The sequence below is a fragment of the Acidovorax sp. Root568 genome (assembly GCF_001427445.1).
GTDB classification, from domain to species: domain Bacteria; phylum Pseudomonadota; class Gammaproteobacteria; order Burkholderiales; family Burkholderiaceae_C; genus Acidovorax; species Acidovorax delafieldii.
Map to the genome: position 1 here is coordinate 508,007 of NZ_LMGP01000015.1, position 23,718 is coordinate 531,724.

Consider the following 23,718-nt stretch of genomic DNA (forward strand, 5'->3'; position numbering starts at 1 on the left):
TCGGCTGAATTCAAACGTTAGGCCTCACAAGAGCAGATTGGGAGACACATCTCTAGGAGCGTCTTCTCAAAAAGCGCGAGATCGCATAATCATCCCAGCGGATACAACGACAAGTCAGGGGAACCATGGCGGATTCATTCTTTGATCTTGGCAAAGGTTTGCCGAAGATTGACGCACTTGGTTTGCAGTCTCACCTTGCGACTGAAACTGAGATCTTCGAGCAGGCCTTTCTTCCGACCTCGACGCTCCAAGCGTCGACAGTAGGCGACACGCTGCCGTTCAAAGACAAGGTCTTCAAACGGATGCGGTTCTATGAAACACATTTCGTCCGCGTGGTATTTACAAGATGCACGTTCGACGAATGCCTGTTTCTTGGCGCGCACTTCGAAGACTGCGCCTTTCACGAGTGCGTTTTCGTTCGATGCAACACGAACAAGTTCAGGCTTTCAAGAACCTACCTCGACCCTAGATCATTTCTCTCTCACATCTTTGACCGAAAAAAGTACCCCAACGTTGGGGTGGATCTCTTTCACACACTCATGAAGAACTCTATCGATGAGAGTCAGCCTGAGTTTCGAGATGCCGCGGAGTATCACTTTCGACTTTGGCAGCGCTATAACCGCTTTTCGTATTGGCGCGCCAAGAAGGGAACTGCAAAGTGGTTGAACTTTCGCTTCTTTGCTTTTTGGTTTTGGAATGCGGCATTTCAAGTGCTTTTCGGCTACGGTGTGCGAGCCCGAAATATCTTGCTATGGACGCCTGTACTCTACTCTGCCGTGTGGGCGTACAACCACGCTCACTGGTCTGAGTTTGGTATCGATCCAGCCAAGCTAAGCGCGGTTCCACTACCCGTAAAGACTGCGTTCTTTACGCTCGGCAATATGTCCACATTCGGCACTGCAGACCTTACGCCATCCACGCCAACCGGCTTGATCGCCGTTTCATGTCAAGTTCTTCTCGGCATCGCATGGATCGCGCTCTCGACTGCGATGATCGTTAAGAGGTTCGTGCGATGAACTTATCCCCAAACGTTGAGAGCCTGGCCCTCTTTGGCTCCGTCCCCAGAGGCGATGCCGATCAATTCAGCGACCGGGACGTCCTGCTTGCTGGCGCATGTGAAGACCAAATTATGAGGAGCAATCTAGCCAATGCTGGATACTCACCCAGCGTGTATACCTGGCCTCAGATGGAGGCTTTGTCACGCGACGGATCGCTTTTTCTGCAGCACATTAAACAGGAAGGACACGTTCTGCGTGACCGCCACGGAAGACTGAACAGCCTGCTCGAACGTTACCGACCGCTGGTTGACTATCGTCACCGAATCGAAGAAAACCTTGAGCTCTTTGAGATGACGAGAGGCACTCCTGCATGCGTAAGCGCGATGGGATGGTCCTTCGATGTTCTCGCCGTTGCGTTTCGCAATCACGCAATCTTGCAACTGGCGAACACCGGCCGCTACGTCTTCTCCTATCCAGCCCTCGTCGCAGAAACCACCAGAGCGCACGGTCTATCAGTGGAGGAAGCAGAACTGCTAGCTGCACTTAGGCGTCGCAAGAGGGACTATCGCGCTGGATTCAGCGTTGGTGGAATCGCCGAGAAGCTGACACAGACACAGGCGGTAATCGAACGCGTTACCGGCGCTCACTGCCTTGCCAATCGCCACTCGATAGAGGACTTTGTCTTACATCAGATCAAGTCAACCTCTGCTTATCGGCATTGGTACTACCCCTTGCGGCGGCTTGAGGGTGCATACCGCGCGATGGGGTACACGCCAGCTAACGCGAGTTCAGAAACGTCGCATCAAATTGAAGCAATCTTTTCAAAGCCATCGCCTTATGGTGGCACTGCAATTGATTCTGTGGATTGGATTCGAACCAATGTTGAAGCGACCTTTGCTGTTTGGCTTAGGGGTACATCTTCGGCGAGTGAGCACTGACCCGTCCATCAAGAGGACATGCCCCGGCAAGCCGGGTCATGCCTCTCATGTCAGACGTTGACAGTCTGATGTCGTCTGCCGCCGTAGTCCGCTTCTGGCCGGGTACAGCCTCTCATGCCATTCACGCCCTCGTCACCCACCCCCTGAACGCGAACCCCACATAAAACATCCGCACATCGCTGAACCCAGCTTCGCGCAGAATCGCCTCGTCTTCCTGCGGCGTCAGCACGGCCAGCTCTGCCGCCACTTTGTCCCGCGCCCTGGCCGCATGCTCCGGCGGCACGCCGGACAGCACCTGAAACGCGGCATAGCGTGACAGCCATACATCGCGCTCCCCCGCCCCGCCATCGCCACTGGGGCCTGCACCATCCGCCACGCTCAGATGCGCCACCACCAGCGGCGCCCCGGGCTTGAGCCGCTGCCGAATCTCTGCCGCCATGGGCACGCGCTCCTCGCGTGGCACAAAGTGAAAAGTCAGCAGGCACGTCGCACCATCGAATGGCCCGGCTGGTGCGCTCTGCACATAGCTGTGGTGCAGCGCCACGCGGCCGCCGGGCACGCCTGCGCTTTGCAGCCGCTGGGCGGCCAGGTCCAGCATGGGCTGGCTCGGGTCCACGCCGTCAAACCGCCAGCCGGGGTGCGCCAGCGCCATGTCTTCCAGCTCCAGCCCGCCGCCTGCGCCCACCACCAGCACGCGGCCGTGGTCGGGCACGCGCTCGGCCAGCAGGATGCGAACCATGGGCAGCAGGCTGTCGTAGCCGGGCACGTTGCGGCGGGGGCCTTCGGCGTAGCGGGCGACGGCGGCGGGGTCGGTGAAGGCGGATGGGGGGTGGGGGTGGGTCATGGGGTGGGCGGTGTGATGGTGGTGCCTGCAGACGGGCCTCACTGGGGCGTGGCGACCCATGGACGCATTTTTTGAGTCAAACAGGCCGCAAGCGCTAGTGCAATATGCGCCAGCAGCTACGCTATTGATAGCATCCTACGCGCCAAGCGCGGCTTTTCAGTGCATGCTACCATCACGCAACTTTTAATGTTGCATGAAACGAGATAGCCGACTTTCCAACGTTCTCCACGCGCTGCTGCACATGGCAGAGATGGAGGGGCCCGCCACGTCTGAGGCCATGGCGCAGGCCATGCAGACCAACCCCGTGGTGGTGCGCCGCCTGATGGCGGGACTGCGGTATGCGGGGTTTGTTTCGTCGGCCAAGGGCCATGGCGGCGGGTGGGTACTGTCGTGCCCGCTCACCGACATCACGCTGCGCGACATCTACGAGGCGCTGGGCGCGCCCACGCTGCTGGCGGTGGGTAACAGGGTGGAGAGCCCCGGCTGCATCGTCGAACAAGCGGTGAACCGCGCGCTGACCGATGCCTACCAGGCGGCCGAAGAAGCCCTGCTGGCGCGGCTGGGCGCGGTGACGCTGGCACAGCTGTCGGCCGAGTTTCATGAACGCATGGTGGCCGGGTGCCACGGTCACAAGGAGATTGAGCATGGCGACAGCAGCAGTGACGACAACCCAGGCGTATGAGGTGATCGTGATAGGCGGCAGCTTTGCCGGCCTGTCGGCCGCAATGCAACTGGCGCGTGCCCGGCGGCGAGTGTGTGTGGTGGATGCAGGCCAGCCGCGCAACCGGTTTGCGGCAGCGTCGCACGGCTTCTTTGGGCAAGATGGCGAGCCGCCGCTGGCGATGATCGAGCGGGCGCGGCGCAAGCTGGCAGCCTACCCCACGGTGGGTTTTGTGCAGGGCGCGGTGGTGTCGGCCACGGCGCAGCAACGCGCCGGGTCACCAGAGAACGGGTTTGAAGTGGTGCTGGACGATGGCGCAACCCTGGAAGCCCACAAGCTGGTGCTGGCGTTTGGCGTGCAGGATGGTTTGCCTGAGATTGCAGGCCTGCGCGAGCGCTGGGGCGCCACGGTTTTGCATTGCCCCTACTGCCACGGCTACGAGTTTGCGGGCCAGCGGCTGGGCGTGCTGTACCACTCGTCAGGCTCGGCCATGCACGCGCAGCTGATTGCCGACTGGGGCCCGACCACCCTCTTCCTGAACGGCGACACCACGCTGGAGAGCGCCGAGCGCGAACGGCTGCTGGCGCTGGGCATAACCATCGAGCCCGCGCCCATCGCCGCGCTGGAAGACCCGGGCCAGGCGCTGCAGGGTGTGCGCCTGCTAGCCACCGGCAGCGGTGATGCGCGCGTGGTACCGCTGGATGCGCTGTATGTGGCAGCCACCACCCGCCCTGCCAGCCCGCTGGCCGAGCAACTGGGCTGCGCGTTCGATGATGGGCCCATGGGCCCTTACCTCCGCACCGATGCCAACAAGATGACCACCGTGCCCGGCGTGTATGCCGCTGGCGACCTGACGCTGATGCGGCACAACGCCACGCTGGCGTCTGCAGAAGGCGTGCTGGCGGGTGTGGGGGCGCACCAGGCGCTCGTGTTTGGGGCGTGACCCAGCTTGCCGGGGGCGCGCAGGGTGTGATTGGGGGACTCAACACACGGCACACGGACCAACGGTTGACGCAGCCCGCAGCGGGCACCTACACTACCCTATCGCGTCCGGCCCCTTAGGCCTGAGCGAGCCGCAAAGCCCTCCACCACCGTTGAGGGCTTTTCTTTTTGGTCCATCGCATTGAAGGCTCTCCCTGCTTGCAGAGAGGGCTTTTTTGCATTTCTGGAGCCCTTATCAATGCACGCCACTTCCACACACACGGCCCCCGCAGGTGCCGCCGCCCCCTCCCCGCGCATCCATCTGGTCATCGGGCCCGTGGGTGCGGGCAAGTCCACCTTTGTGCGCCAGCTGGTGCAGCTGCACCGCGCCGTGCCGCTGAACCTGGACGACTGGATGGCCACGCTGTTCTCGCCAGACCGGCCCGATGCGGCGGACGTCATGGCCTGGTATGTGCCCCGCACGCTGCGTTGCTTGGCGCAGATCTGGAAGACGGCCGAGGCCGTGCTGAACGCAGGTGGCGATGTGGTGCTGGAGGTGGGCCTGATCCAGCAGCACCAGCGCGATGCGTTTTACGCCCGCATGGGGCCATGGGCCGATGCCATGGTGGTGTATGTGCTGGACGCCCCGCGCGAGGTGCGGCGCGCGCGTGTGTTGCGGCGCAACGCCGAACAGGGCGCCACGTTTTCGATGGTGGTGCCGCCGCACATCTTTGAGCTGGCCAGCGACCTATGGCAGCCGCCGGACGAAGTGGAGTGCGCGAACCACACCGTGGTGTGGGTGCCCGTGGCGGACCACGGGGCTTGAAGACATGGCGCAGGCCTGGCTGCAATTTGCACTGTGGGCAACGGTGCAGCCCAGGCCGCACCGTCCTAACCGCAGCGCTCAGGCCTGGGCCACCTGCTGCAGCAATGTGTCGAAGTTGCCGTGCAGGGTCTGGCTGCCCAGCACACGGCGGCGGCCGGTGGCGGCGTCGCCCACTGCCAGTTGCGGCACGCCTTGCGCACCCAGGGCTTGCATGTCGGCCCGGGCGGCGGCCACGCGCTGCAGCATGGCGGCGCGCAGGGCATCGGTGGGCTCGTGCACCAACTCTGCGGCTGCATGCAGGCCCAGGGCGCTCAGCACGTCGGCCAGCACGGTGGGCGCCGTGGTGTCGCGCCCGTCCACATACCGTGCGTGCTGCAAGGCGTGCAGTGCCTCCAGCTCGCGCGCGGGCTCGGTCTGCGCCACGGCGGTGAGGGCCAGCGTGGCAGGGCCCGAGTCAAAACGTCTGGCCGGCTGGCCCAGCACCTGCTCGCGATAGGCCTGGCTGAACGGCTGGCCGGTGAGCTGCGCGATGCGCTGGTCGTTGGACCAGGCGTAGGCGGCAAATTGCGCGTCCATGGGCCGGGCGCCTGCGCCTGCAAACAAGCCCGTGGGTGCCAGCACCACCTGCACGCCGGGCGTGGCTTGCAAGCGGGCCAGCACGGGTGCGGCGGCGTAGCACCAGCCGCACAGGGGGTCGAACAGGTACGTCACGGTGACGGTGGGCGTGGAGGGCATGGATCAGGGTCTCTCTTCAGAATCTTCAGGATCAGGCGGTGTGGCGGCGGCCGGTGCCGCTGCGGGTGCAGCCTGGGCAAGCTGGGTAAGGTGTGCGGCCAGTGCGGCCTCAAACGCTGCGATTTCTTCGGCCAGCGTGCCCCGGCTGCGGAAATGGCGGGCGGCGCGGTCGTACCAGTTTTCGGCGTCTTCCAGGTCGCCCTCTTGCAGGTGCAGGATGCCGTGAAGCCACGCGCCGAGCATGGAGCCGTCGTGTTGCACCAGATCGTGCGCCGCGTTCCAGCGCCCGGCGTGCAGGTGCTGCAGGACTTGTTGGAGCGGGTGTGTGGCGGTCACGATCTGGTTCCTTTCAACAAACTGCTTTGACAGCTTTCAGCACGTCATCTCACCACTTCATCTCGCCCTTGTTCACCTTGGCGCCGATGTCCAGCGACAGGCCCATGGGCGCTGCGGGGTAGGCCTTCTTCATCGCGTCGATGAGTTCGGCGCTGGTCTTGGTGGCGGCGGCGTTCTTCTCAAACGCTTGCAGGTAGCCCTTGGTGTAGCTGATGTTGGCGGCATCCAGCGCGCCACCGGCGGGCATGTGGCCGGGCACCACCACGGTGGGCTGCAGGGCGGCCATTTCGTCGAGCTGGGCCACCCAGGCGCTGCGCTCGGCCACCGTTTGCGTGTCGGCCGTCCACACATGGGTGTTGGTGCCAAACACACCGATGGTGCCCACCACGGTCTTGATGGACGGAATCCACGCATAAGGGCGGTGCGCCAGCAGGCCGGTGGTGCCGCGGATCTCCACGGTCTGGCCGTCCACGCTCAGCGTGTTGCCAGCAATCGCCTTGGGCAGCACGGGCGTGCGCGGTGCGTTGGCGCCCATCTTGGGGCCCCAGAAGGCGAGCTTGCCAGCCAGCTTGGCGTTGATCTTCTCCAGCACGGCGGGCGTGGTCACCACGTCGGCCTTGGGGAAGATTTCTTTCAGCGTCTCGACGCCAAAGTAATAGTCGGGGTCGGCCTGGCTCACGTAGATGGTCTTCAGCTCTTTGCCCGTGTCGAGCACGTTGGCGGCAATGCGCAGCGCGTCGGCACGGGTAAAGCCGGCGTCGATGACCATGGCTTCCTTCTCGCCATAGACCAGCGTGGAGTTGACGTTGAAGCTGTTGCCGTCGGCGTTGTAGACCTTGACCTGCAGCGGCTGGGCGGCGTGGGCGCCGGTGAAGGCAACGGCGAGGGTGGCGGCGATGAGGGTGGTGCGGAACATGGTGGTTTCTCCGGTGTGTTGAGCGGTGGTGCAGATGACGGAATGAAGTTTATTTGCACCAATCGATCCAATAAACCCGATAATTCGCGCATATTTGTTTCACCAATCGATCAAATAACCCCTTATGGACCGCCTGACCGCCATGCATGTGTTTGCCGAAGTCGCCACCAGCGGCAGCTTCAGCGCCACGGCCGACAAACTGGAGATGTCGCGGGCCATGGTCACGCGCTATGTGGGCGAGATGGAGCAGTGGCTGCAGGCCCGCCTGCTGCAGCGCACCACCCGCAGCGTGACGCTGACCGATGCGGGCGAACACGCGCTGCGCCGCTGCCAGCAGATGCTGGCGCTGTCGCAAGACCTGGAAGAAGAAACCGCCACCACCACCGAGGGCGCATTGCGCGGACAGCTGCGGCTGACCTGCAGCGTGTCGTTTGCGTTTGCGCAGATGGGCGCGGCGATTGCGGACTTTCTGGCACAACACCCGCAGCTCAAGATCGACCTGGACGCGAGCGAAGGCTCGCTCAACCTGGTGGAAAAGCGCATCGACCTGGCCATCCGCATCAGCGCCGAGCCCGACCCGTTGCTCATCGGCCGGCCACTGGCCCGCTGCGATTCAGCCCTGGTGGCATCGCCCGCCTACCTGGCCGCGCACGGTGTGCCGCAGCAACCTGCCGACCTGGGGCAGCACCGGTGCCTGAGCTACGCCAACTTTGGCAAAAGCGTGTGGCAGCTGACGCGCGGCGAGGTGGTGGAGCGTGTAGGCGTGAGCGGCCATTTCAGCGCCAACGAGGCCACCACGCTGATGCGCGCCGCGCTGGCGGGCGGCGGCATTGCGATGCAGCCGACGTATCTGGTCAACCCGTATCTGCACAGCGGCGAGCTGCAGGCCGTGTTGCCGGGCTGGGACTTGCCGGTGATGACGATCTATGCGCTGTACCCGTCGCGCCGTCACTTGTCGCCTGCGGTGCGCGCGTTGCTGGATTTTTTGGTGGCCCGGTTTGCGGGGGTACCGTGGTGAGGGCGGCAGAACGGCCAGAAAACGCTACGCTTTTGATAGCTGCTCAGGCATATTCCTCTAGCGCATCCGGTCACTTTGGCTAAAAAAACGCCCCCAACCCTCGTGCGAGAGGGTTGGGGGGCCTGCAGGGGACAGCACGGCACGGGGCCGTGCGGGTCGTCACGTCACCTCAGGGCAGCACGGCAGCGGCCTTGGCGCGCGCAATCTGCAGGTCCGCATCGCGCGGCAGCAGCAGGCGCTGTGCCACCAGGTCGTTGGCGGCCTGCGTCACCGCAGCAACGTAGCCCTCCTGCGTGCCATACAGCTCCTCCAGCGACGGCCGTGCATCGCCCGCCGCCAGCCGCGCGGCGCGCGTCTTGTGGAAGGGGATGAAGCTGCCCGTGAGGTTGGCCACGTCGGTGATGCCGGGCGTGGCCACGTAGTTGAACTCGATGCTGGTGCCCAGCGGCGCACGCGCCTCCACGCTGCGAATGCCCGCACGCGTCAGGCCCGTGGAGGCATCGACCTGCGGCACCAGGATCGCGTAGTCGCGGCCCAGGTTGCGCGGTGGCAGCACGGTGGCAATGCCAGCCTCGTCCTGCGGGATGTACTGCGGGCCAAAGTCGAACAGCGGGAAGTTGTTGTACAGGCCCCGGTAGATGAAGTCCGGGATGGGTGTCTGCACGCCGCCCACCGCCCAGGTCAGCCCCTTCATGGCCGGGAAGGCCAGCGCGTCGGGCCGCACCAGCGTGCCGTCGGCCAGCTTGGGCACCTGGCTGGCGGGTGGCAACGTGCCGCGCACCACCCAGTCTTCGAGGTTCAGGAACAGCGCGCGGAAGGTGTCGTTGAACTGCACCACCGTGCCCGTGGGGTACGTGGCGCGCGTGGGTGCATAGGCAATGCTGGCGGTGCCCCCTGCCCCGCCGTGCTGGGTGCTGGAGTAGTAGTAGATGCGGGCGTTGTCGGGCTGCGCCAGGTCCTTGGTGCCGTTGGCGTCGGTCAGCACGGGAGAGCCCTGCAGCTGCCAGAACTCCGTGCCCGACAGGCCCAGGAAGAACTTGGGGCAGGTGTTGGTGGCGGCGCAGCGCTTCATCACGCCGCCCTGGCGGCCGCTGATGTCGTCCTGGTAGTCCTTGTCCAGCCCGCGCGGTGCGGTCTGGCCGAAGGCGGTGTGGTCGGTGCGCAAGCCGCCGCCGCCGCCGGGCACGGCAAAGCGGGTGTTGATGTGGGTCTGGCGCGCCGCCACGTGGGCGTACATGCCGTCGAAAACCTTGCCACCATCCAGCGCCTGGTTGAAGCCCAGGTGCAGAAAGGTCTTCATGGCGTTGCCCGACTGCGAGGTGCCCTGCCCCAGCGTGTGTGTGATGCGGCCTGCGAGCGGGTTGGGGGTGCCGGTGGAATCGGCCGCCTTGCTGCGGAAGAAGCTCACCGTGTCGCGCAGCGCAGCCAGGCCCACGCCCATCACCTTGGGGTCTTTGGCGACATAGACCAGCTCGTACAGATAGGCCGGGTCAAACCCGCCCTTGAGGCACACGCTGGTGGGGCTGGGCGTGCCGGGGAAGGCGTTGGTGCCCGTGTCACAGGTGGCGAACTTCCAGTCGCTGGCGGGCACAGGCACGCGCGCATCCGTCTCGTTGGCACGGCGGGTGAGCGAGTAGCCGGACTGGGTGTTGTCCAGGCTGGCGGGTTCGTACGGAATCATGGTGCCGTTGAACACGCCGCCGGGCAGCGTCATTGCGGGGCTGGCGGCCGTGGGCACCAACTCGGCGCGGTAGGGGCCGGTGATGCTGCTGCCGTCCTTGTTTTTGGCCACGGGCACCGTCACCGTCAGGCGCGCGGCGGTGCTCTTGGGCACATCGCCCTGCCAGGCCGAATACAGCATCACATAGCCGCGCTCCAGGTACACCGCATCGCTGGGCGTGGCCGTGGGGTTGAGCATGGTGAGGATGTTGCCGCGATTGGGCGCGTCGTAGCGCAGCACGCCGCTGGCCTTGGCCATGTTCTTGGGCTTGAGCATGACGAAGTCGGCCTGGTACTCGACCATGCCGTTGGCGTTGGTGGGCGCCAGGGCCAGGTCCTGGATGACGGCGTTCTTGGGGTCCTTGGGGTCCACCTCGCCGCTGATGGTGCCGGTCACGCGCTCGTACTCACCCACGTCGCCATAGGTGCCGGGGAAGGCTTCGGTGGCGGTGATGGCCAGCTTGAGCGCGGGGCCCTTGGGCGCATCGTTGCTGGAGCCCCCGCAGGCCGTGATGGCGGCTGCAGCGGCGGCCGTGAGCGCGAGTTTTCCGAATGCACGAAGAGGTTTCATGGTGTCTGTCTCCTTGGATGGATGGTGGTGCGGGCCGCTTGGGCGGCTCTGGAACAAAAACGGCAGCGTCTGTTGCGCCGCGCGCGGGCAAGGCTTCGCCCAGACCTGCCAGCAAAGGCAGGCTGAGAGAAGCTAAAACGGGAATGAAACGGCCCGGTGGATGGGCCTGGCTGGTGAGCCGGTGGATGGGCCGGTGGCTTATTCGGCCTCGATACCTGCGGCCTTGATCACCTTGCCCCACTTCTGGGTTTCGGCGGCCTGGAACTTGGCGAGTTCATCGGGGGTGGTGGTCCAGGCTTCGGAGCCCGCGTTCTCGAAGAAGCTCTTGGCCGCTGCGCTCTTGGTGGCGGCCGTGAGCAGCTCGTTCAGGCGCGCCACCACCGGCGCGGGCGTGCCCGCTGGCACGTAGGCCGCAAACCAGTAGCCCATGTCGTAGCCCTTCACACCGGCTTCGTCGATGGTGGGCACGTCGGGCAGCTGGGTGCTGCGCTTTTGCGTGGAGTAGCCCAGCGCACGCAGCTTGCCCGCCTTGACCTGTGGCACGCCGGTGGAGGTGTCGGTGATCATCAGATCGATCTGCCCGCCCAGCAGGTCGGTGATGGCCAGCGGGTTGCTCTTGTAGGGCACGTGCAGGATGTCCACGGCCGCCAGCTGCTTGAGCATTTCGCCCGCCATGCGGCTCGATGAGCTGCCGCTGCCAAAGCTGAGCTTGCCGGGGTTCTTCTTGGCAAAGGCCAGCAGCTCGCCCACGTTTTTGTACGGTGCGCTGGCGTTGACCACCAGCACCTGCCCGCCCTTGCCCAGGCCGGTGACGGGGGCGAAGTCCTTCACCGGGTCGTAGGAGAGCTTTTTGTACAGGTGCTCGTTGGCGGCGTGTGTGGTGTTGGTGGTGATGAGCACGCTGTAGCCATCGGCCGCCGACTTGGCCACGGCCGACGCGGCGATCATGCCGCTGGCGCCCGCCTTGTTGTCGATGACCACGGGCTGCTTGGTGTCGTTGGTGATGGACTGGCCCAGCGCGCGCGCCAGCTGGTCGGTGGCGCTGCCTGCGGCAAAGGGCACGACAAAGGTGATGGCCTTGGCCGGGTAGGCACCGGCCGCCTGGGCGAGCGCAGCGGGGGCGTGCAATGCACCGAGCGCCAGCAAGGCGGCAGTGGCGAGCAGAGCGCGGCGGGGGGATGAATGGGTCATGTTGTCTCCTGGTGTTGGTATGGATAGAAAAGAAAAACGGTGCTACACGGAAGGGCCGCCAAAGTGCGTTGCCAGGTGCGCGGGCACGGTGACGGGCATATCGAGCAGCAGGTAGCTCAGTGCCTTGCCGTGGCTGTCGAGGTTGAGCGAGTCGTTCACGCCGCCGTCGAGCACGTCGTCCAGCACGAGGTTCATGGCCTGCAGCTGGGGCAGCAGGTAGCGCGTGACCTGGCGCGGGCGGCGCTGCGCAAACTGCTGTGCCACGGCGGCCTCGGTGACCTTATCGACCAGCACATCCCACAGCGTGGGATGCCAGGCGATGACGCTGATGTTGGAGCGGTTGCCTTTGTCGCCGGTGCGGCTGTGGGCTAGGCGATACAAGGGAACAGTGACGGTAAGGTTTGTAGTGGTCATGGCTTGAGTCCTCAATCCACCATCTCGAAATAAACGGACACGGCCTCACGCGGCACCAGGCACGAGACGGTACCCAGGCGCGGCCGCATCGCCGTGCGCACGCCGCCACCGCCTGCGGGGCCGCAGGTGTAGAGCGCGGTCACTTCGCGCACCAGGCGCTGGGCGATGGCGTGGTCGCGGTGCTGCAGGGCCACGCGCAGGCGCACATCGCGGGCTTCATCGTTGCTGCAGGCGGGTGCATCCAGCCAGCGGCTGGTGTCGTCGCCAAAGATGCTGGTCACGCCAATCAGGTCGATGCGCAGCGGGCCCAGGCCATGCAGGCGCTCGCGCAGCACCTCGCCCGCCAGGCGGGCACGGGCCTCTGCGCGCGGGCCGGCGTAGGAGATTTCGCCCTCAGCAAACCAGCCCGATTCAAAACACACGTTGACCTTGAGCGTGGCGGGCCGCGCGTGGCCCTGCACGCCCTCCAGCCGCACCGCGTCAGCGCCCACCGTGGTCACGCGGGCGGTGGTGATGTCGGCCACCACATCGGGCGTGAGGTACGCCGCCGGGTCGTGCAGCTCGTACAGCAGCTGTTCCTTCACCGTGCGGTCGGTGATGCAGCCGCCCGTGCCCGGGGGCTTGGTGATGGTGCAGTGGCCGTCGGCGTCGATCTCGGCAATGGGGTAGCCCAGGTGCGCCAGGCCCGCCACATCCTTGTAGCCAGGGTCGGCAAAGTAGCCGCCTGTAACCTGCGCGCCGCATTCCAGCAGATGCCCGGCCATGGTGGCACGCGCCAGCCGGTCCCAGTCGTCCAATGCCCATCCGTAGTGCGCCAGCGCGGGGCCCAGCACCAGCGACGGGTCGGCCACACGGCCGCAGACCACGATGTCGGCGCCTGCGCGCAGCGCATCGGCAATGGCCTGCGCGCCGATGTAGGCGTTGGCGCTGACGATGGGCTCGGTGGGCATCGCGCTGCCCAGCGCCCCCTGCAGCAGCGCGCGGTGTTCGGGGCCGCTCAGGTCGTCGCCCTGCAGCACGGCAATGCGCGGGCGGGCCAGGCCCAGCTCGGCCGCCAGCGCGTGGATGCGACGCGCGGCACCGTGCGGGTTGGCCGCGCCAAAGTTGCTGACGATGCGCACGCCGTGCGCCAGGCACTGCGCCAGCACGGGGCGCAGCAGGTCCACCAGCAGGGGTTCATAACCTGCATCGGGGTCAGTGCGGCGCGCGAGCTGGGCCAGCGCCAGCGTGCGCTCGGCCAGCGTCTCGAAGATGAGCACCGCAGGCTGGCCGCTGGCGATGAGCGCCTGCACCACGGGCAGGGCCGCGTCGGTGCGGTCGCCCGAGAAGCCGGCGGCGCAGCCCACCAGCAGGTTGGTTTTATGGTCGTTCGGCATGAATCCGTTGTCTCCTGACCGTGAATGTAGGAACATGGCTGTATTCTGTAAAATCGATTGTTACGATGAATCCATCTGAAAACCAGATGAATCACACCCACCCCGCATGAGCGCCCCCCATCTCTCCAGCCGCCAGCTCGATGCGTTCCTCGCGCTGGCCGAGCAGCGCAGCTTCACGCGCGCCGCCACGTTGTGCCACCTGTCGCAGCCCGCGTTCAGCGCCCTCATCCGCGCGCTGGAGGACGACCTGGGCCTGCGGCTGTTCGACCGCAGCACGCGGCATGTGGACCTCACGCCCGAGGGGCAGAACTTTCTGGAGTCGGCCCGCCGCATCCGCACCGAAATCACCAGCGCCCTGGCCGCCGTGCGCAGTGCCGCCACACTGCAGCGCGGGCGTGTGGCCGTGGCGCTGCTGCCGTCACTGGCCGCAGGCTGGCTGCCGGGCGTGCTGGCGCAGTACCGCACCGCTCACCCAGGCATCGAGATCGACATTGCCGATGTGCTGTCCGAGCCCTGCATCGACCGCGTGGCCAGCGGCCATGCCGACTTTGCACTGGCCGCCATCCGCGCCGACACGCCCGCGCTGCAAGCCGAGCCGTTTTGCAGCGACAACTTCTATCTGGTGTGCCCAGCCGACCACCCGCTGGCGCGCAGGCGCAAGGCCATCACCGCGCAGGACCTGGCCGCCTGGCCCTTCATCCACCTGGCGCGCACCAGCAGCGTGCGCCAGTACCTGGAGGCCGCCCTGCACCCGCAGGCCATGCACACGCTGATGGAGGTGGAGCAGCTCGCCACCGTGATGGGCATGGTGCGCGCGGGGCTGGGCATCAGCGTGGTGCCGGCGCTCACGCTGTTCCACTTTGACCAGCCGGGGCTGGTCACGCGGCCGCTGTCGCTGCCGGGGCTGACGCGGCAGATCTACCTGGTGCGGCGACGGGACGAGAGCCTGTCGGTGGCGGCGCAGGCGCTGTATGCGCTGGTGATGGCGCAGCGGCCTTGAGGCGGCCTGCCATCTGCTATCTATTCAATAGCTGCCAGGGCATATTGAATAAGCGCTTAGCGGTCATCCGGCTCAAATTTTTGCAGCGATGGCGCCGCAGCACTCCATGCGCTGCTCAATCCGGATCACGGTCGCGCGCCAGCACCGCCAGCTCCTGGTGCAGCAGCAGTTCCACCTCCGCCGGTTCAAACTGGTCCTGCAGCAGCGGGATGGCAAAGCGGTATTCGCCGCCCTCGTGTTTGCGCAGCACATAGGCCAGCTGCAGGCGTGCCAGTGACTGGCGCAGGGCCTGCGCGTCGCCTGCGATGCCGTGGCTTTGCAGCAGCTGGGCCAGGGTGACCAGGCTGGACTGGCCCGCCTGGGCCGTGTGGTAGACCACGATGCGGTCCAGGCGGCAGGCGGCTTCGTCGTGGCTCAGGCGGCCCCAGCCGGCCAGTGCGTCCTGCACGGCCTGCGAGGCCAGGGCCTGGTCGAGATGGCGCTTTTCGATCACGCGTTCGCCGGGCAACAGCGCCTCCAGGCATTCCTGGCACAGGATGGCGACCAGGTTGGCGCGCTGGCCGCTGGCGTCTACCAGGCGGTTCACCAGGTGCTCGTTGTCAAAACCCAGCCGCAGCTTGCGCAGTGGCTCGGTGGCCAGTTCGCGGCAGGCATCGCGCTCCAGGCCGCCGATGGTCAGCACCTCGCCAAAGTTGCGCAGCGGGCTCTGGTAGTCCAGCACGGCGGTGGCGTACAGGTCCCAGAAGCCCGCGAGCATGAACCAGCAGCGGCCCTCTTCGCTGAGCGCGCGCAGGGTGGACAGTTGCACGTAGCCGTTGGCCGATTCGTCACGGAAGAACAGGTCGGCCTCGTCGATGAGCAGCACCAGGCGCTTGCCCTGGTACTGCGCCTGCAGGTGGTCCACGATGGCTTCGAGCGGTGTGTCGGCGGGCAGGCCAAACTGCAACGCCATGCGTGGCGCCAGGCGGTGGTCGCGCAGCGAGACGTAGTGACACACAGTGTGCGGGTGGCCCGCCATGCGGCGCTGCACGGCCTTGAGCAGGCTGCTTTTGCCCAGCTGGCGCCCACCCACCACCAGGTAGTTGGCGGGCTCGCGGTTGATGACGCGGGCCAGCAGTTGCGCACGGCCGAAGAAGGCGCCTTCGCGCGTGACACCGCCGCGCGTCTGGTAGGGCGAGATGCGGGTGATGCGCAGCTGCGCGGCCAGCAGGCGCAGCAGCACTTGCAGGGCGTCGCCACCAATCAGCCATTCGGTCTGGCTGGCGCTGTCGGCCATCACATGCAGGTTGGCGCGGTCTTGTGCGTGGGCGTGCAGCAGCGGCCAGGGGGTGTCCACGCTGTGCTCGCTCAGGATCAACAGCACATCGCTGCCGGTCTGCACGGCGCGCAGCTGGCGCAGCACGGTGGCTTCGTCGATGCCGTGCGTGGGCACAAAGACCAGGCAACGGTCCAGCGACACGGGCAGGTCGGGCGGGAACGACCACTCAAACACCGCACCGGGCAGCGCCCAGTCGGTGCTGGGCTGGCAGCGGGCGGACACGCGTTCGGCCAGCGCGCGGGCCAGGGCCGGGGGGCGCTCGCTGCCCGTGGCCTGGGCGCAGGCCACCGCGCGGCGCCAGTCCACCAGGCGAATGTCGGCGGCCTGCAGCGTGGGTTCCAGCCGCCGCAGCCAGCGCAGCAGCCGGTCGATGTGCGGCAGTCGCGCCAGCGGCGTGCGGCGCAGGCGCGCAGGGCGCAGCTGGCCCGCACCGATGAGCGGGTGGCGCACCACCCACAGCACGGCCCCCACCCCAAAGATCACTGCGCACCATGCAATCAGCGAGCGCATCCAGCCGAAGGGGTCGGCGTCCGGCACCGGCTTGGCGGGCTCGAAATCGTCGGTGCTGCCTTGCTGGCAGTTGATGGGCAGGTAGCCCTGCGGGATGGGCGGGTTGCCGGGGCGGCAGGTCCAGGTGTGGGTGCCGGGCTGCAGCTCCACCACCACCTGCGTGCCCGCCAGCTTGCCAAATTCGGGGTTGTGGGCAATGTCGGCCTGCAGCACATTGGGGCGCGGGGAAGTAACGCGCAGCTGCGGGTTGGCAATGGGCGGCGCGTACTTCTGAATGTCCGTGGGCCAGGCATCCAGCTCGTTGCGGGCGTTGACCATCGCCACACGCCACTGCACAAGCTCGCCCCACAGCGGCCCCACATTCATCGCCGCCATGAACCTGCCCCGCGTGGCCGGGTTGTGCTGGGGCGTGAACACGGCGCTGGCCACAAACAGCGTGACCAGCGCAATGACCACGGCGCGCACCACGGGCCGGGACAGCCAGGGCGTCAGTCGGCCGAGCATGAATCCAGCACCATCCAGCCGGCCTCGCGCACCGTGGGGCTGCGCCAGTGCAGCCGCGCTGCGTCCCCCACGCCGCGCGCAAGGATGAGGTTGCCCCAGAACAGGCTGCGCAGGTCGTCGTCCTGCAGGTAGGGCCGTGCGCGGCCGAGGTCGTCCGCGCCCAGCAACTGCTGCAGGCGCGCCCGGCTGGCTGGCACCTGCGCCAGCGGCAGAAACGTTTGCCACAGGCGCGGGCTGCTGGCCAGGTGGGTGCGCAAGGCGCTGAAGGCGGGCTGGCCTTCGTGCAGGCTGGCACCCGCGCCGGGGTGGTCCACCAGCCATTGCAGGCTTTCTTCAAACAGCGCGGGGTGGCCGCCGCTCAGGGCCTGCAGCGCAGCCGCCACCGGCTCGGACCAGGGCTGCTCGGGCCAGCGGTGGCGGGCCAGTTGCAGCAGGTCGGCAAGCGACGGGTCGGGCCAGTGGTGGACCTGGGCGATGTTGAGCAGCGACAGGTCGCCACTGCGGTACTTGAGGTCGGCCAGCGCCTGGCCGCCGCACAGCAGCAGGTGCAGGCGGCCGCTGTGCATTTCGCTCAGGCTGCGCAAAATGCCCGCCAGGGTTTCGCGCAGCGCGGGCGTGCCCTGCTCGAATCGGCTGACCAGGCAGAAGATGCGCTCGCCCGCCAGCAGGCGGCGCTCCAGCGCGGATTCAAACTCGTAGTCCGACGCCACATCGCCCAGCCCGCATTGGCGGCCGATGGCCGCGAAGTATTCGGCAGGCACCGTGCTCACGCTGTAGGGCGGCTGGATGTGCAGCACCGAGCCTTCGCCGTATTGCGCGCGGGCGCGCTGCAGCAGCTCGTGCCGGAACGGCGGCTGCCCCCAGTGCGCGGGCGACAACAGCAGCGAGATGGGGTATGGCACCGCCTGGGCCAGTTGCGCAAACACCTTGTCCTGGAACGCGGCAAACGGCTGCGCACCGGTGGATTCGGCCTGCAGGGGAAATTCTGGCGCAAACCCTGCGGCGCTGAGCAGGCGGTTGGCCTCACTCTCCGTCAGGCGCAGGTACCGGGTGCAGGCCACCAGCTTGTCGCGCGAGCGCGGGTTGGGCACCGAGATGCCGTTGCGCCAGTTGTTGACGGCCTCACGGCTCAGGCCAATTTCGGTGGCCACGCCGGAGGCGCTGGCGCGGATGCGGCGCATGTAGACCGACAGAAGATCGGCAAAGGAATCGGGGGACATGGAGTTGTGGACTAACGAAGGCGGGTACACCGAGCCAAAACCAAGGGCTGCGAAAAACATGGGGATGGTGGGCAGGCATTGTCAGCCTTGCCAGACCACCGCCATCCCACTGCGCACTGCGGATGCACTACGCCAGGCGCTGCACCATGGGCCAGGCCTTGTAGCTGGCGAGGCCACAGGCCGTGAGTACCGGGCTGTACAGCACAATGGCGCCGACCACCGACATCAGCCAGCCGGGCTCCTCGTACTCTTCAGCCTCGGCTGTCGCGCCCTCCTTCAAGGGCTCCTTGCTGCGCCCCTCTTCTTGGCCCTCGCCCGAATCGCCGGTCATCTCCTGCACCAGCATCACGGCCACCACCAGCAGCGAGACGGCCAGCAGCGCCAGGTAGCCGTATTGCAGCGCGGGCTGCGTGAGCGGGTAGAAGTAGCCCGCCAGCAGAGCGGCCGGGGCCAGAAAGAACACGTGCATCATGAGCCGGTACCAGGGAATGCCGTCCGTCGGCCTTTCCAGCGCCCCCATGACCATGCGGTAGGTCAGCGCCCCCAGCACAAAGATCACCCCACCCCACCATTCAATTTGCGTCAGCATGTTGTTGTTCTCCTGAGATGCTTTTACTGCGCTGCCACCACCGTGGCGGGGCCATCGTCGCCAGGCGGGGCGGCGTCATCGTCTCCGTCGTCCCCGCGCAGCGCCTTGTGTTCGGTGGCCATGTAGTACAGCGGCAGCGCCACGGCCAGCACCAGCCCCAGGCACATCCACAGCCAGAAGCCCTTGAACAGCAGCACGGTGACCACCGTGAAGACCACTGCGTGCACCAGCCCCTTGAGCCCGGCGCGCAACAGCAGCACGGCCATCAGGCCCTGCACGGGCGACTTGCCGCCTTTGCCCATCGCCTTCGCCATCTCGACAAACGCTTCGGCCGCCTCCTGGGCCTCGAGCTTGCGCTTTTCTTCCTGCTGGCGCAGCTTGGCCACGGCCAGCGGCTTGGCCGGGTCTTTGGAACAGGCGTAGCGGTCTTCGGCCTCCCCGTCCTGCCCTTCGCCGTCCTGCTGCGCGGGCTCCACCACAGCGCGCCACTGCGGGTTGGCGTCCATGAACACCCGGCGGGACACCCACTGGCCCCGGTCAAAGTGCATGCGTTCGGTTTCACCGACCTGGTCGTAGAACACCTCCAGCACCGAAGCCCGCAGGCCGTGGGCAAACAGGGTCTCCAACGCGCGCAGCGGCAGGTCGTCGTGCGTGCCGGTGTCGAACCGCAGCGTGAGGTGACCGGGTTCGGCGACCGCCTCCTGGTTGAACCATTGGGCATCCCACAGCGCATCGAGATCGGCGCCGCCGAGCTTGTCGGCCCAGCGCCGTGCCTGCTCGGTGTTGCCCGTGGCAAGGTACTGGTAGACCAACTGGCCCATCTTGAGCTTGATCGGATCTTCGAAGAAGAGGTGCAGGGTATGGGTGTTTTGCGACATGGCTCTGGGGATGGGGTGGGTCCGTGTGAAAGTGCACGAATTGTTACCGCCCGATCAGGACCTGTCCCTCGCGACGTTGTCCACCCCCCACACCCTGTGCACTGGACAGGATGTCAACCGCCCACACCACCCAAGCCGCCCACGCCGCCCGCAGGTGCGGCGCACCGGGCGCGCTCAGCCCTGTGTGCGCTGGGCCTGTAGGCGCGCCCGCGTGCGCAGCGCCACGTCCTTCACCCAGGGTTGGGCAGCCCAGTGGCGCTGGGCAAAGGCCTGTATCTGATCGGCATACGCCAGCGATGCGCCGATCACATCTTGTCCCTGCAGGAACATGCTCTGGTGCCGGTCGGACAGCACAAACTGCGCGCTGTGCCCCGCGCTGCGCACCATGCGCTGCTGTACATCGATGGTGATTGCCAGGGGGCCCTGCACCTGCGCAGCCTGCGCCTTGAAGGCCTGCACATCCGCCTCGGAAACCATGGCCAGCAGCAGGCGGTTGTTGAGCGCATTGGAGTAGAAGATTTCGCCAAAGCTCGACGCCACCACGGCCCTGAAGCCGTACTGCTGCATGCCCCACACCGCGTGCTCGCGGCTGGAGCCGCAGCCATAGTTGGAGCCCGCGATGAGCACATCCACACCCTGGAAAGCCGCCTGGTTGAGGACGAAATCCGGGCGTGGCAATCCTTCCCCGTCAAACCGCAGGTCGTAAAACAGACCGGGAGCCAGGCCCGACTTGTCGATGCCGCGCAAGAACTGCTTGGGCATGATCTGGTCGGTGTCGAGGTTGGCAATGTCGAGCAGGGCCGCCTGGCCGTGCACGATAGTGTGGTGATCGGCGCTCATGCTGGCACCTCCAGGGTACGGACGTCGGTGATGCAACCGGTGACGGCGGCTGCTGCAGCCATGGCCGGGCTCACCAGGTGGGTGATGGCGCCCCGGCCCTGGCGGCCTTCGAAATTGCGGTTGGTGGTGGATGCGCAGCGCTGGCCGGGGGCGAGCACGTCGTCGTTCATGGCCAGGCACATGGAGCAGCCGGGCTGGCGCCACTCAAAGCCTGCAGCCACCAGGCGCTCGGCAATGCCCTCCGCCTCGGCCTGGGCCTTCACTGCGCCGGAGCCGGGCACCACCATGGCGCGCACGCCGTGGGCCACGTGGCGGCTGCCCACAATGCGGTCCACCTCGCGCAGGTCTTCGATGCGCGCATTGGTGCAGGAGCCGATGAAAACATGCTGCACGGGCACACCCTGCAAGGACTGTCCGGCGACGAGCCCGGTGTAGCGCAGCGCTTGCTCGGCGCTGCTGCGCTGCACGGCATCGGCCAGTTCTTCGGGACGGGGAACCGTGGCGTTGATGGCCATGGCCTGGTCGGGGCTGGTGCCCCAGGTGACGAACGGGGCGACGTCAGCCGCGTCAAACACATGTTCCGCATCAAATGCCGCGCCCTCGTCACTGTGCAGGGTGGCCCAGTGCGCCAGTGCCTGCGCGCGCACGTCGCGCGCAATGTCGGGGGCCTTGGCCAGCACGTAGTCAATGGCGGTGGCGTCGGGTGCGATCAGTGCGCCTCGGGCGCCCGCCTCCACGGCCATGTTGCACAGCGTGAAGCGCGCCTCCACCGACAGCGCGCCAATGGCGCTGCCGCAGAACTCCACCACATAGCCGCGTGCGCCCTGCGCACCGATGCGGTTGATGACCATGAGGATCAGGTCCTTGGCCGTGGTGCCAGTGGGCAGCACGCCGTCCACGCGGATGCGCATGTCTTTGGCCAGGCGGTAGACCAGCGTCTGGGTGGCCAGCACATGCTCGACCTCCGAGGTTCCGATGCCAAAACCCAAGGCACCCAGTGCCCCGTAGGTGGTGGTGTGGCTGTCGCCGCAGATGATGACCATGCCCGGGCGCACCATGCCGTGTTCGGGCGCGATCACGTGCTCGATGCCCTGCAACGGGTCGTTGGTGTCGAACAGTGGGATGCCGTGGCGGTCGCAGTTGGCCTTGAGGTTGGTGGCCTGCAGGGCCGAGGGCGGGTCCTGGATGGTGCGCCATCGCACCGGGTGCGTGGGGATGATGTGGCTCACCACCGCCACGTTCTGCCCCGGCACGGGCACGCCGCGCCCGGCCTCGTGCAGGCCGGCGAAGGCCTGGGGGCTGGTGTATTCGTTCATCAGGTGCAGGTCGCAGAACAGCAGAACGTTCTGTTCGTCCAGAACGGCCACGGTGTGCGATGCCACCAGCTTCTGGTAGAGCGTTGAGGGAGTGGTCATGGTCAGCGTCGGGGGTTGTCGTTGGGTGCGGCCTTACCGGTCGGCCAGCAGGAAGGGCAGCGCCGCGTCGAGCAGCGCATCAGGGGCCTCCTCGGCGATGTAGTGGCCGCAAGGCAGTGCATGGCCGCGCACGTCGGCCGCCACGCGCTGCCACTCGGCCAGGGGCTGGAAGCACTGGTGCACCACGCCCTGCTCGCCCCACAGCGCCAGCAAGGGCATGGGCAACTGGCGGCCCGCATCGCGGTCGGCACGGTCGTGCACCAGGTCGATGCCCGCAGAGGCGCGGTAGTCCTCGCAGATGCCATGGGCCGTGCCGGGCAATGCCAGGCAGCGCACGTACTCGGCCAGGGCGCGTGGATCGAACGGGGCCAGGCCCGCACTGCGCCGACCCATCACGTCGCGCACATAGGCTGCGGGGTCGGCCTCGATCAGGCGTTCGGGCAGCGGCGCGGGCTGGATCAGGAAGAACCAGTGCCAGTAGGCGCGGGCGAAGGCATTGCTGGTTTGCTCGTACATGGCCAAGGTGGGCGCTATGTCCAGCAGCACCATGCGCTGCACGGCCGCCGGGTGGTCGGCCGCCAGGCGGTGCGCCACGCGGGCGCCCCTGTCGTGGGCCAGCACGGTGAAGCGCGGGTGGCCCAGGTGGTGCATCACAGCCAGCATGTCGGCGGCCATGGTGCGTTTGCTGTAGAGCAGGTGCTCCGCGTCGCCCTCGGGCTTCGCCGAATCGCCATACCCGCGCAGGTCCGCCAGCACCAGGGTGAAGTGCTGCGCCAGCTTTGGCGCCACCTTGTGCCAGATGGCCGAGGTCTGCGGGTGCCCGTGCAGCAGCAGCAAGGCAGGGCCTGTGCCGCCCACCAGCGTGTGGATGTGCTGGCCGTCGGGCGTAGGCACGCGGCGGGCAGTGAAGCCGGGGAAAAGCGGGGTCGTCGTAGTCGTGGTCATGGGTGTCGGTGGGTATTGCAGCGCAGGCGTGTTCACTCTGCCGTGATGCCCCGCTCCTTGATGAGCTTGGCCCATTGCGGCATTTCCTGCTCCAGCCGGGCGCGGGCCTGCTCTGGCGTCGAAGGCGTCGGGTCGAATCCATCCTTGGCCATGCGCTCTCTCAAAGCCGGGGTGTTGAGTGCCTGGTTCAGGCTGGTGTTGAGCTTATGGATGACTGGCTTGGGTGTGCCGGCCGGCGCAAACACGATGAACCAGGTTTCAAACGTGTAGCCCGGCAGGCCAGCCTCGGCAATGGTGGGCACATCGGGCATCAGTGGTGAACGCTTCGTGCCCGTGACGCCCAATGCGCGCAGCTTGCCCGCCTGCACATGCGGCTGCGCTGCAGACAGCACCGGGAAGCTCATGGCCACCTGGCCGGACATGGTGTCGATCATGGCCGGGCCGCCACCACGGTAGGGGATGTGCACGATGGGCGTGCCTGCCACGGCCTTGAACAGCTCGGCTGACATGTGGAAGGTGCTGCCCGCCCCCGCTGAACCATAGGAGTATTGCCCCGGCTTGGCCTTGAGCAGGGCCACCAGTTCCTTGACGTTCTTGGCTGGCAACGCGTTGTTGACCACCAGCACATGCTGCGAACTGGCCACCATGCCGATGGGCGCCAGGTCCTTCAGGGTGTCGTAGGGCATCTTGGCCGTCAGGCTGGGGTTGATGGCCAGGGACACGGTCTGCAGGCCGATGGTGTAACCGTCCGGTGCGGACTTGGCCACCATGTCCACGCCGATGTTGCCGCCCGCGCCGCCCTTGTTCTCGATGAACAGCGAGCCGCCCAGGGCCTTGCCCCATTCGTCGGTGATCAGGCGGGCCGCAATGTCCGCGCTACCGCCGGGTGCATAGGGCACCACGAGCTTGATGGCCTTGGCGGGGTATGCCTGGGCCCATGCGCCAGCGGCGGCAGACAAGGCCAATGCGGCCGTGGCCACGACGCGCCATGTTCGTAACCGCCGGGGATGGGATGTGTTCATGGGTTTGTCTCCT

At 66.5% G+C, this 23,718-nt stretch carries 23 protein-coding genes; 7 read left to right on the plus strand and 16 right to left on the minus strand.

Translation table 11 applies throughout. The features are described 5' to 3' along the window. The first annotated feature begins 125 nt into the window (after positions 1 to 125). Both ASD75_RS14155 and ASD75_RS23740 read left to right on the plus strand, forming a co-directional pair. Positions 126 to 1,016, plus strand: a complete 891-nt coding sequence (locus ASD75_RS14155; RefSeq protein ID WP_156401020.1) for a pentapeptide repeat-containing protein — start codon at positions 126 to 128, stop codon at positions 1,014 to 1,016. Beyond that, complete coding sequence (locus tag ASD75_RS23740; protein WP_156401021.1) at positions 1,013 to 1,936, plus strand: nucleotidyltransferase domain-containing protein; 924 nt, start codon at positions 1,013 to 1,015, stop codon at positions 1,934 to 1,936. Before ASD75_RS14155 ends, ASD75_RS23740 begins: the two co-directional genes overlap by 4 nt. 121 nt (positions 1,937 to 2,057) lie before the next feature. Here the strand turns inward: ASD75_RS23740 and ASD75_RS14165 are convergent, their stop codons facing one another. Continuing rightward, positions 2,058 to 2,780, minus strand: a complete 723-nt coding sequence (locus ASD75_RS14165) for a class I SAM-dependent methyltransferase (protein ID WP_056746521.1) — start codon at positions 2,778 to 2,780, stop codon at positions 2,058 to 2,060. Between the two features lie 193 nt (positions 2,781 to 2,973). On the opposite strand from ASD75_RS14165, the gene ASD75_RS14170 reads away from it, so the two are divergent. From ASD75_RS14170 to ASD75_RS14180, 3 genes are all read left to right on the plus strand, one after another. Then, positions 2,974 to 3,462 (plus strand): Rrf2 family transcriptional regulator, encoded by a 489-nt coding sequence (locus ASD75_RS14170; RefSeq protein ID WP_056746524.1) that lies wholly within the window; start codon positions 2,974 to 2,976, stop codon positions 3,460 to 3,462. Continuing rightward, on the plus strand, positions 3,425 to 4,384 hold the full coding sequence (locus ASD75_RS14175) for an NAD(P)/FAD-dependent oxidoreductase (protein ID WP_056746525.1): 960 nt from the start codon (positions 3,425 to 3,427) through the stop codon (positions 4,382 to 4,384). Before ASD75_RS14170 ends, ASD75_RS14175 begins: the two co-directional genes overlap by 38 nt. A 237-nt stretch (positions 4,385 to 4,621) precedes the next feature. Then, a complete protein-coding gene (locus ASD75_RS14180; RefSeq protein WP_056746535.1) occupies positions 4,622 to 5,188 on the plus strand; it encodes an ATP-binding protein in 567 nt (188 codons plus the stop codon). Between the two features lie 78 nt (positions 5,189 to 5,266). On the opposite strand, the gene ASD75_RS14185 is transcribed toward ASD75_RS14180, so the two are convergent. From ASD75_RS14185 to ASD75_RS14195, 3 genes are read right to left on the minus strand one after another with little or no spacing between them, the layout of a single operon-like run. Then, the gene (locus tag ASD75_RS14185; protein ID WP_056746537.1) at positions 5,267 to 5,923 is read right to left on the minus strand and encodes a DsbA family protein; all 657 of its coding nucleotides are present in this window, start codon (positions 5,921 to 5,923) and stop codon (positions 5,267 to 5,269) included. 3 nt (positions 5,924 to 5,926) lie between these two features. Beyond that, complete coding sequence (locus ASD75_RS14190) at positions 5,927 to 6,262, minus strand: hypothetical protein (RefSeq protein WP_235511632.1); 336 nt, start codon at positions 6,260 to 6,262, stop codon at positions 5,927 to 5,929. Positions 6,263 to 6,308: 46 nt separating this feature from the next. Then, positions 6,309 to 7,175: an MBL fold metallo-hydrolase gene (locus ASD75_RS14195; protein WP_056746539.1), complete on the minus strand. Its 867-nt coding sequence runs from the start codon at positions 7,173 to 7,175 to the stop codon at positions 6,309 to 6,311. A 124-nt stretch (positions 7,176 to 7,299) separates the two neighbouring features. Between ASD75_RS14195 and ASD75_RS14200 the strand changes: the two genes are divergently transcribed. Beyond that, the gene (locus ASD75_RS14200) at positions 7,300 to 8,193 is read left to right on the plus strand and encodes a LysR family transcriptional regulator (RefSeq protein ID WP_056746543.1); all 894 of its coding nucleotides are present in this window, start codon (positions 7,300 to 7,302) and stop codon (positions 8,191 to 8,193) included. A 169-nt stretch (positions 8,194 to 8,362) separates the two neighbouring features. Here ASD75_RS14200 and ASD75_RS14205 read toward each other — a convergent pair whose 3' ends face one another. From ASD75_RS14205 to ASD75_RS14220, 4 genes are all read right to left on the minus strand, one after another. Then, complete coding sequence (locus ASD75_RS14205) at positions 8,363 to 10,483, minus strand: alpha/beta hydrolase domain-containing protein (RefSeq protein WP_056746545.1); 2,121 nt, start codon at positions 10,481 to 10,483, stop codon at positions 8,363 to 8,365. A 198-nt stretch (positions 10,484 to 10,681) separates the two neighbouring features. After that, the gene (locus tag ASD75_RS14210; protein ID WP_056746547.1) at positions 10,682 to 11,674 is read right to left on the minus strand and encodes a tripartite tricarboxylate transporter substrate binding protein; all 993 of its coding nucleotides are present in this window, start codon (positions 11,672 to 11,674) and stop codon (positions 10,682 to 10,684) included. Between the two features lie 42 nt (positions 11,675 to 11,716). After that, positions 11,717 to 12,088 carry a hypothetical protein gene (locus ASD75_RS14215; protein WP_056746549.1) on the minus strand — a complete coding sequence of 124 codons (372 nt, stop codon included), beginning with the start codon at positions 12,086 to 12,088 and terminating at the stop codon, positions 11,717 to 11,719. Positions 12,089 to 12,099: 11 nt separating this feature from the next. Further along, the gene (locus ASD75_RS14220; protein WP_056746550.1) at positions 12,100 to 13,464 is read right to left on the minus strand and encodes an acyclic terpene utilization AtuA family protein; all 1,365 of its coding nucleotides are present in this window, start codon (positions 13,462 to 13,464) and stop codon (positions 12,100 to 12,102) included. A gap of 106 nt (positions 13,465 to 13,570) precedes the next feature. On the opposite strand from ASD75_RS14220, the gene ASD75_RS14225 reads away from it, so the two are divergent. Continuing rightward, positions 13,571 to 14,464 (plus strand): LysR family transcriptional regulator, encoded by an 894-nt coding sequence (locus ASD75_RS14225; RefSeq protein WP_056746553.1) that lies wholly within the window; start codon positions 13,571 to 13,573, stop codon positions 14,462 to 14,464. A 115-nt stretch (positions 14,465 to 14,579) separates the two neighbouring features. Here ASD75_RS14225 and ASD75_RS14230 read toward each other — a convergent pair whose 3' ends face one another. The 8 genes from ASD75_RS14230 to ASD75_RS14265 form a co-directional block, all read right to left on the minus strand. Then, positions 14,580 to 16,796 carry an ATP-binding protein gene (locus ASD75_RS14230; RefSeq protein ID WP_056746555.1) on the minus strand — a complete coding sequence of 739 codons (2,217 nt, stop codon included), beginning with the start codon at positions 16,794 to 16,796 and terminating at the stop codon, positions 14,580 to 14,582. Continuing rightward, positions 16,781 to 18,016: a hypothetical protein gene (locus ASD75_RS14235; RefSeq protein WP_156401022.1), complete on the minus strand. Its 1,236-nt coding sequence runs from the start codon at positions 18,014 to 18,016 to the stop codon at positions 16,781 to 16,783. The genes ASD75_RS14230 and ASD75_RS14235 overlap by 16 nt, the downstream gene beginning before the upstream one ends. A 127-nt stretch (positions 18,017 to 18,143) precedes the next feature. Then, positions 18,144 to 18,605 (minus strand): hypothetical protein, encoded by a 462-nt coding sequence (locus ASD75_RS14240; protein ID WP_056746559.1) that lies wholly within the window; start codon positions 18,603 to 18,605, stop codon positions 18,144 to 18,146. A gap of 23 nt (positions 18,606 to 18,628) precedes the next feature. Continuing rightward, on the minus strand, positions 18,629 to 19,483 hold the full coding sequence (locus ASD75_RS14245) for a hypothetical protein (RefSeq protein ID WP_056746561.1): 855 nt from the start codon (positions 19,481 to 19,483) through the stop codon (positions 18,629 to 18,631). A gap of 174 nt (positions 19,484 to 19,657) precedes the next feature. Next, on the minus strand, positions 19,658 to 20,323 hold the full coding sequence (gene leuD / locus ASD75_RS14250; protein ID WP_056746563.1) for a 3-isopropylmalate dehydratase small subunit: 666 nt from the start codon (positions 20,321 to 20,323) through the stop codon (positions 19,658 to 19,660). Next, the gene (gene leuC, locus ASD75_RS14255; RefSeq protein ID WP_056746565.1) at positions 20,320 to 21,738 is read right to left on the minus strand and encodes a 3-isopropylmalate dehydratase large subunit; all 1,419 of its coding nucleotides are present in this window, start codon (positions 21,736 to 21,738) and stop codon (positions 20,320 to 20,322) included. The genes leuD and leuC overlap by 4 nt, the downstream gene beginning before the upstream one ends. Positions 21,739 to 21,771: 33 nt before the next feature. Next, a complete protein-coding gene (locus ASD75_RS14260) occupies positions 21,772 to 22,683 on the minus strand; it encodes an alpha/beta fold hydrolase (RefSeq protein WP_056746567.1) in 912 nt (303 codons plus the stop codon). Between the two features lie 32 nt (positions 22,684 to 22,715). Then, positions 22,716 to 23,705: a tripartite tricarboxylate transporter substrate binding protein gene (locus ASD75_RS14265; protein ID WP_056746569.1), complete on the minus strand. Its 990-nt coding sequence runs from the start codon at positions 23,703 to 23,705 to the stop codon at positions 22,716 to 22,718. Between the last annotated feature and the right edge of the window lie 13 nt (positions 23,706 to 23,718).

Excerpts from the sequence above, each read along its gene's own strand:
- leuD (WP_056746563.1), bottom strand. The coding sequence starts at position 20,323 with ATGAGCGCCGATCACCACACTATCGTGCACGGCCAGGCGGCCCTGCTC.
- ASD75_RS14245 (WP_056746561.1), bottom strand. The coding sequence starts at position 19,483 with ATGTCGCAAAACACCCATACCCTGCACCTCTTCTTCGAAGATCCGATC.
- ASD75_RS14200 (WP_056746543.1), top strand. The coding sequence starts at position 7,300 with ATGGACCGCCTGACCGCCATGCATGTGTTTGCCGAAGTCGCCACCAGC.
- ASD75_RS23740 (WP_156401021.1), top strand. The coding sequence starts at position 1,013 with ATGAACTTATCCCCAAACGTTGAGAGCCTGGCCCTCTTTGGCTCCGTC.
- ASD75_RS14220 (WP_056746550.1), bottom strand. The coding sequence starts at position 13,464 with ATGCCGAACGACCATAAAACCAACCTGCTGGTGGGCTGCGCCGCCGGC.
- ASD75_RS14170 (WP_056746524.1), top strand. The coding sequence starts at position 2,974 with ATGAAACGAGATAGCCGACTTTCCAACGTTCTCCACGCGCTGCTGCAC.
- ASD75_RS14195 (WP_056746539.1), bottom strand. The coding sequence starts at position 7,175 with ATGTTCCGCACCACCCTCATCGCCGCCACCCTCGCCGTTGCCTTCACC.
- ASD75_RS14265 (WP_056746569.1), bottom strand. The coding sequence starts at position 23,705 with ATGAACACATCCCATCCCCGGCGGTTACGAACATGGCGCGTCGTGGCC.
- ASD75_RS14180 (WP_056746535.1), top strand. The coding sequence starts at position 4,622 with ATGCACGCCACTTCCACACACACGGCCCCCGCAGGTGCCGCCGCCCCC.
- ASD75_RS14185 (WP_056746537.1), bottom strand. The coding sequence starts at position 5,923 with ATGCCCTCCACGCCCACCGTCACCGTGACGTACCTGTTCGACCCCCTG.
- ASD75_RS14155 (WP_156401020.1), top strand. The coding sequence starts at position 126 with ATGGCGGATTCATTCTTTGATCTTGGCAAAGGTTTGCCGAAGATTGAC.
- ASD75_RS14215 (WP_056746549.1), bottom strand. The coding sequence starts at position 12,088 with ATGACCACTACAAACCTTACCGTCACTGTTCCCTTGTATCGCCTAGCC.
- ASD75_RS14165 (WP_056746521.1), bottom strand. The coding sequence starts at position 2,780 with ATGACCCACCCCCACCCCCCATCCGCCTTCACCGACCCCGCCGCCGTC.
- ASD75_RS14235 (WP_156401022.1), bottom strand. The coding sequence starts at position 18,016 with ATGTCCCCCGATTCCTTTGCCGATCTTCTGTCGGTCTACATGCGCCGC.
- ASD75_RS14205 (WP_056746545.1), bottom strand. The coding sequence starts at position 10,483 with ATGAAACCTCTTCGTGCATTCGGAAAACTCGCGCTCACGGCCGCCGCT.
- ASD75_RS14230 (WP_056746555.1), bottom strand. The coding sequence starts at position 16,796 with ATGCTCGGCCGACTGACGCCCTGGCTGTCCCGGCCCGTGGTGCGCGCC.
- leuC (WP_056746565.1), bottom strand. The coding sequence starts at position 21,738 with ATGACCACTCCCTCAACGCTCTACCAGAAGCTGGTGGCATCGCACACC.
- ASD75_RS14175 (WP_056746525.1), top strand. The coding sequence starts at position 3,425 with ATGGCGACAGCAGCAGTGACGACAACCCAGGCGTATGAGGTGATCGTG.
- ASD75_RS14210 (WP_056746547.1), bottom strand. The coding sequence starts at position 11,674 with ATGACCCATTCATCCCCCCGCCGCGCTCTGCTCGCCACTGCCGCCTTG.
- ASD75_RS14225 (WP_056746553.1), top strand. The coding sequence starts at position 13,571 with ATGAGCGCCCCCCATCTCTCCAGCCGCCAGCTCGATGCGTTCCTCGCG.
- ASD75_RS14260 (WP_056746567.1), bottom strand. The coding sequence starts at position 22,683 with ATGACCACGACTACGACGACCCCGCTTTTCCCCGGCTTCACTGCCCGC.
- ASD75_RS14240 (WP_056746559.1), bottom strand. The coding sequence starts at position 18,605 with ATGCTGACGCAAATTGAATGGTGGGGTGGGGTGATCTTTGTGCTGGGG.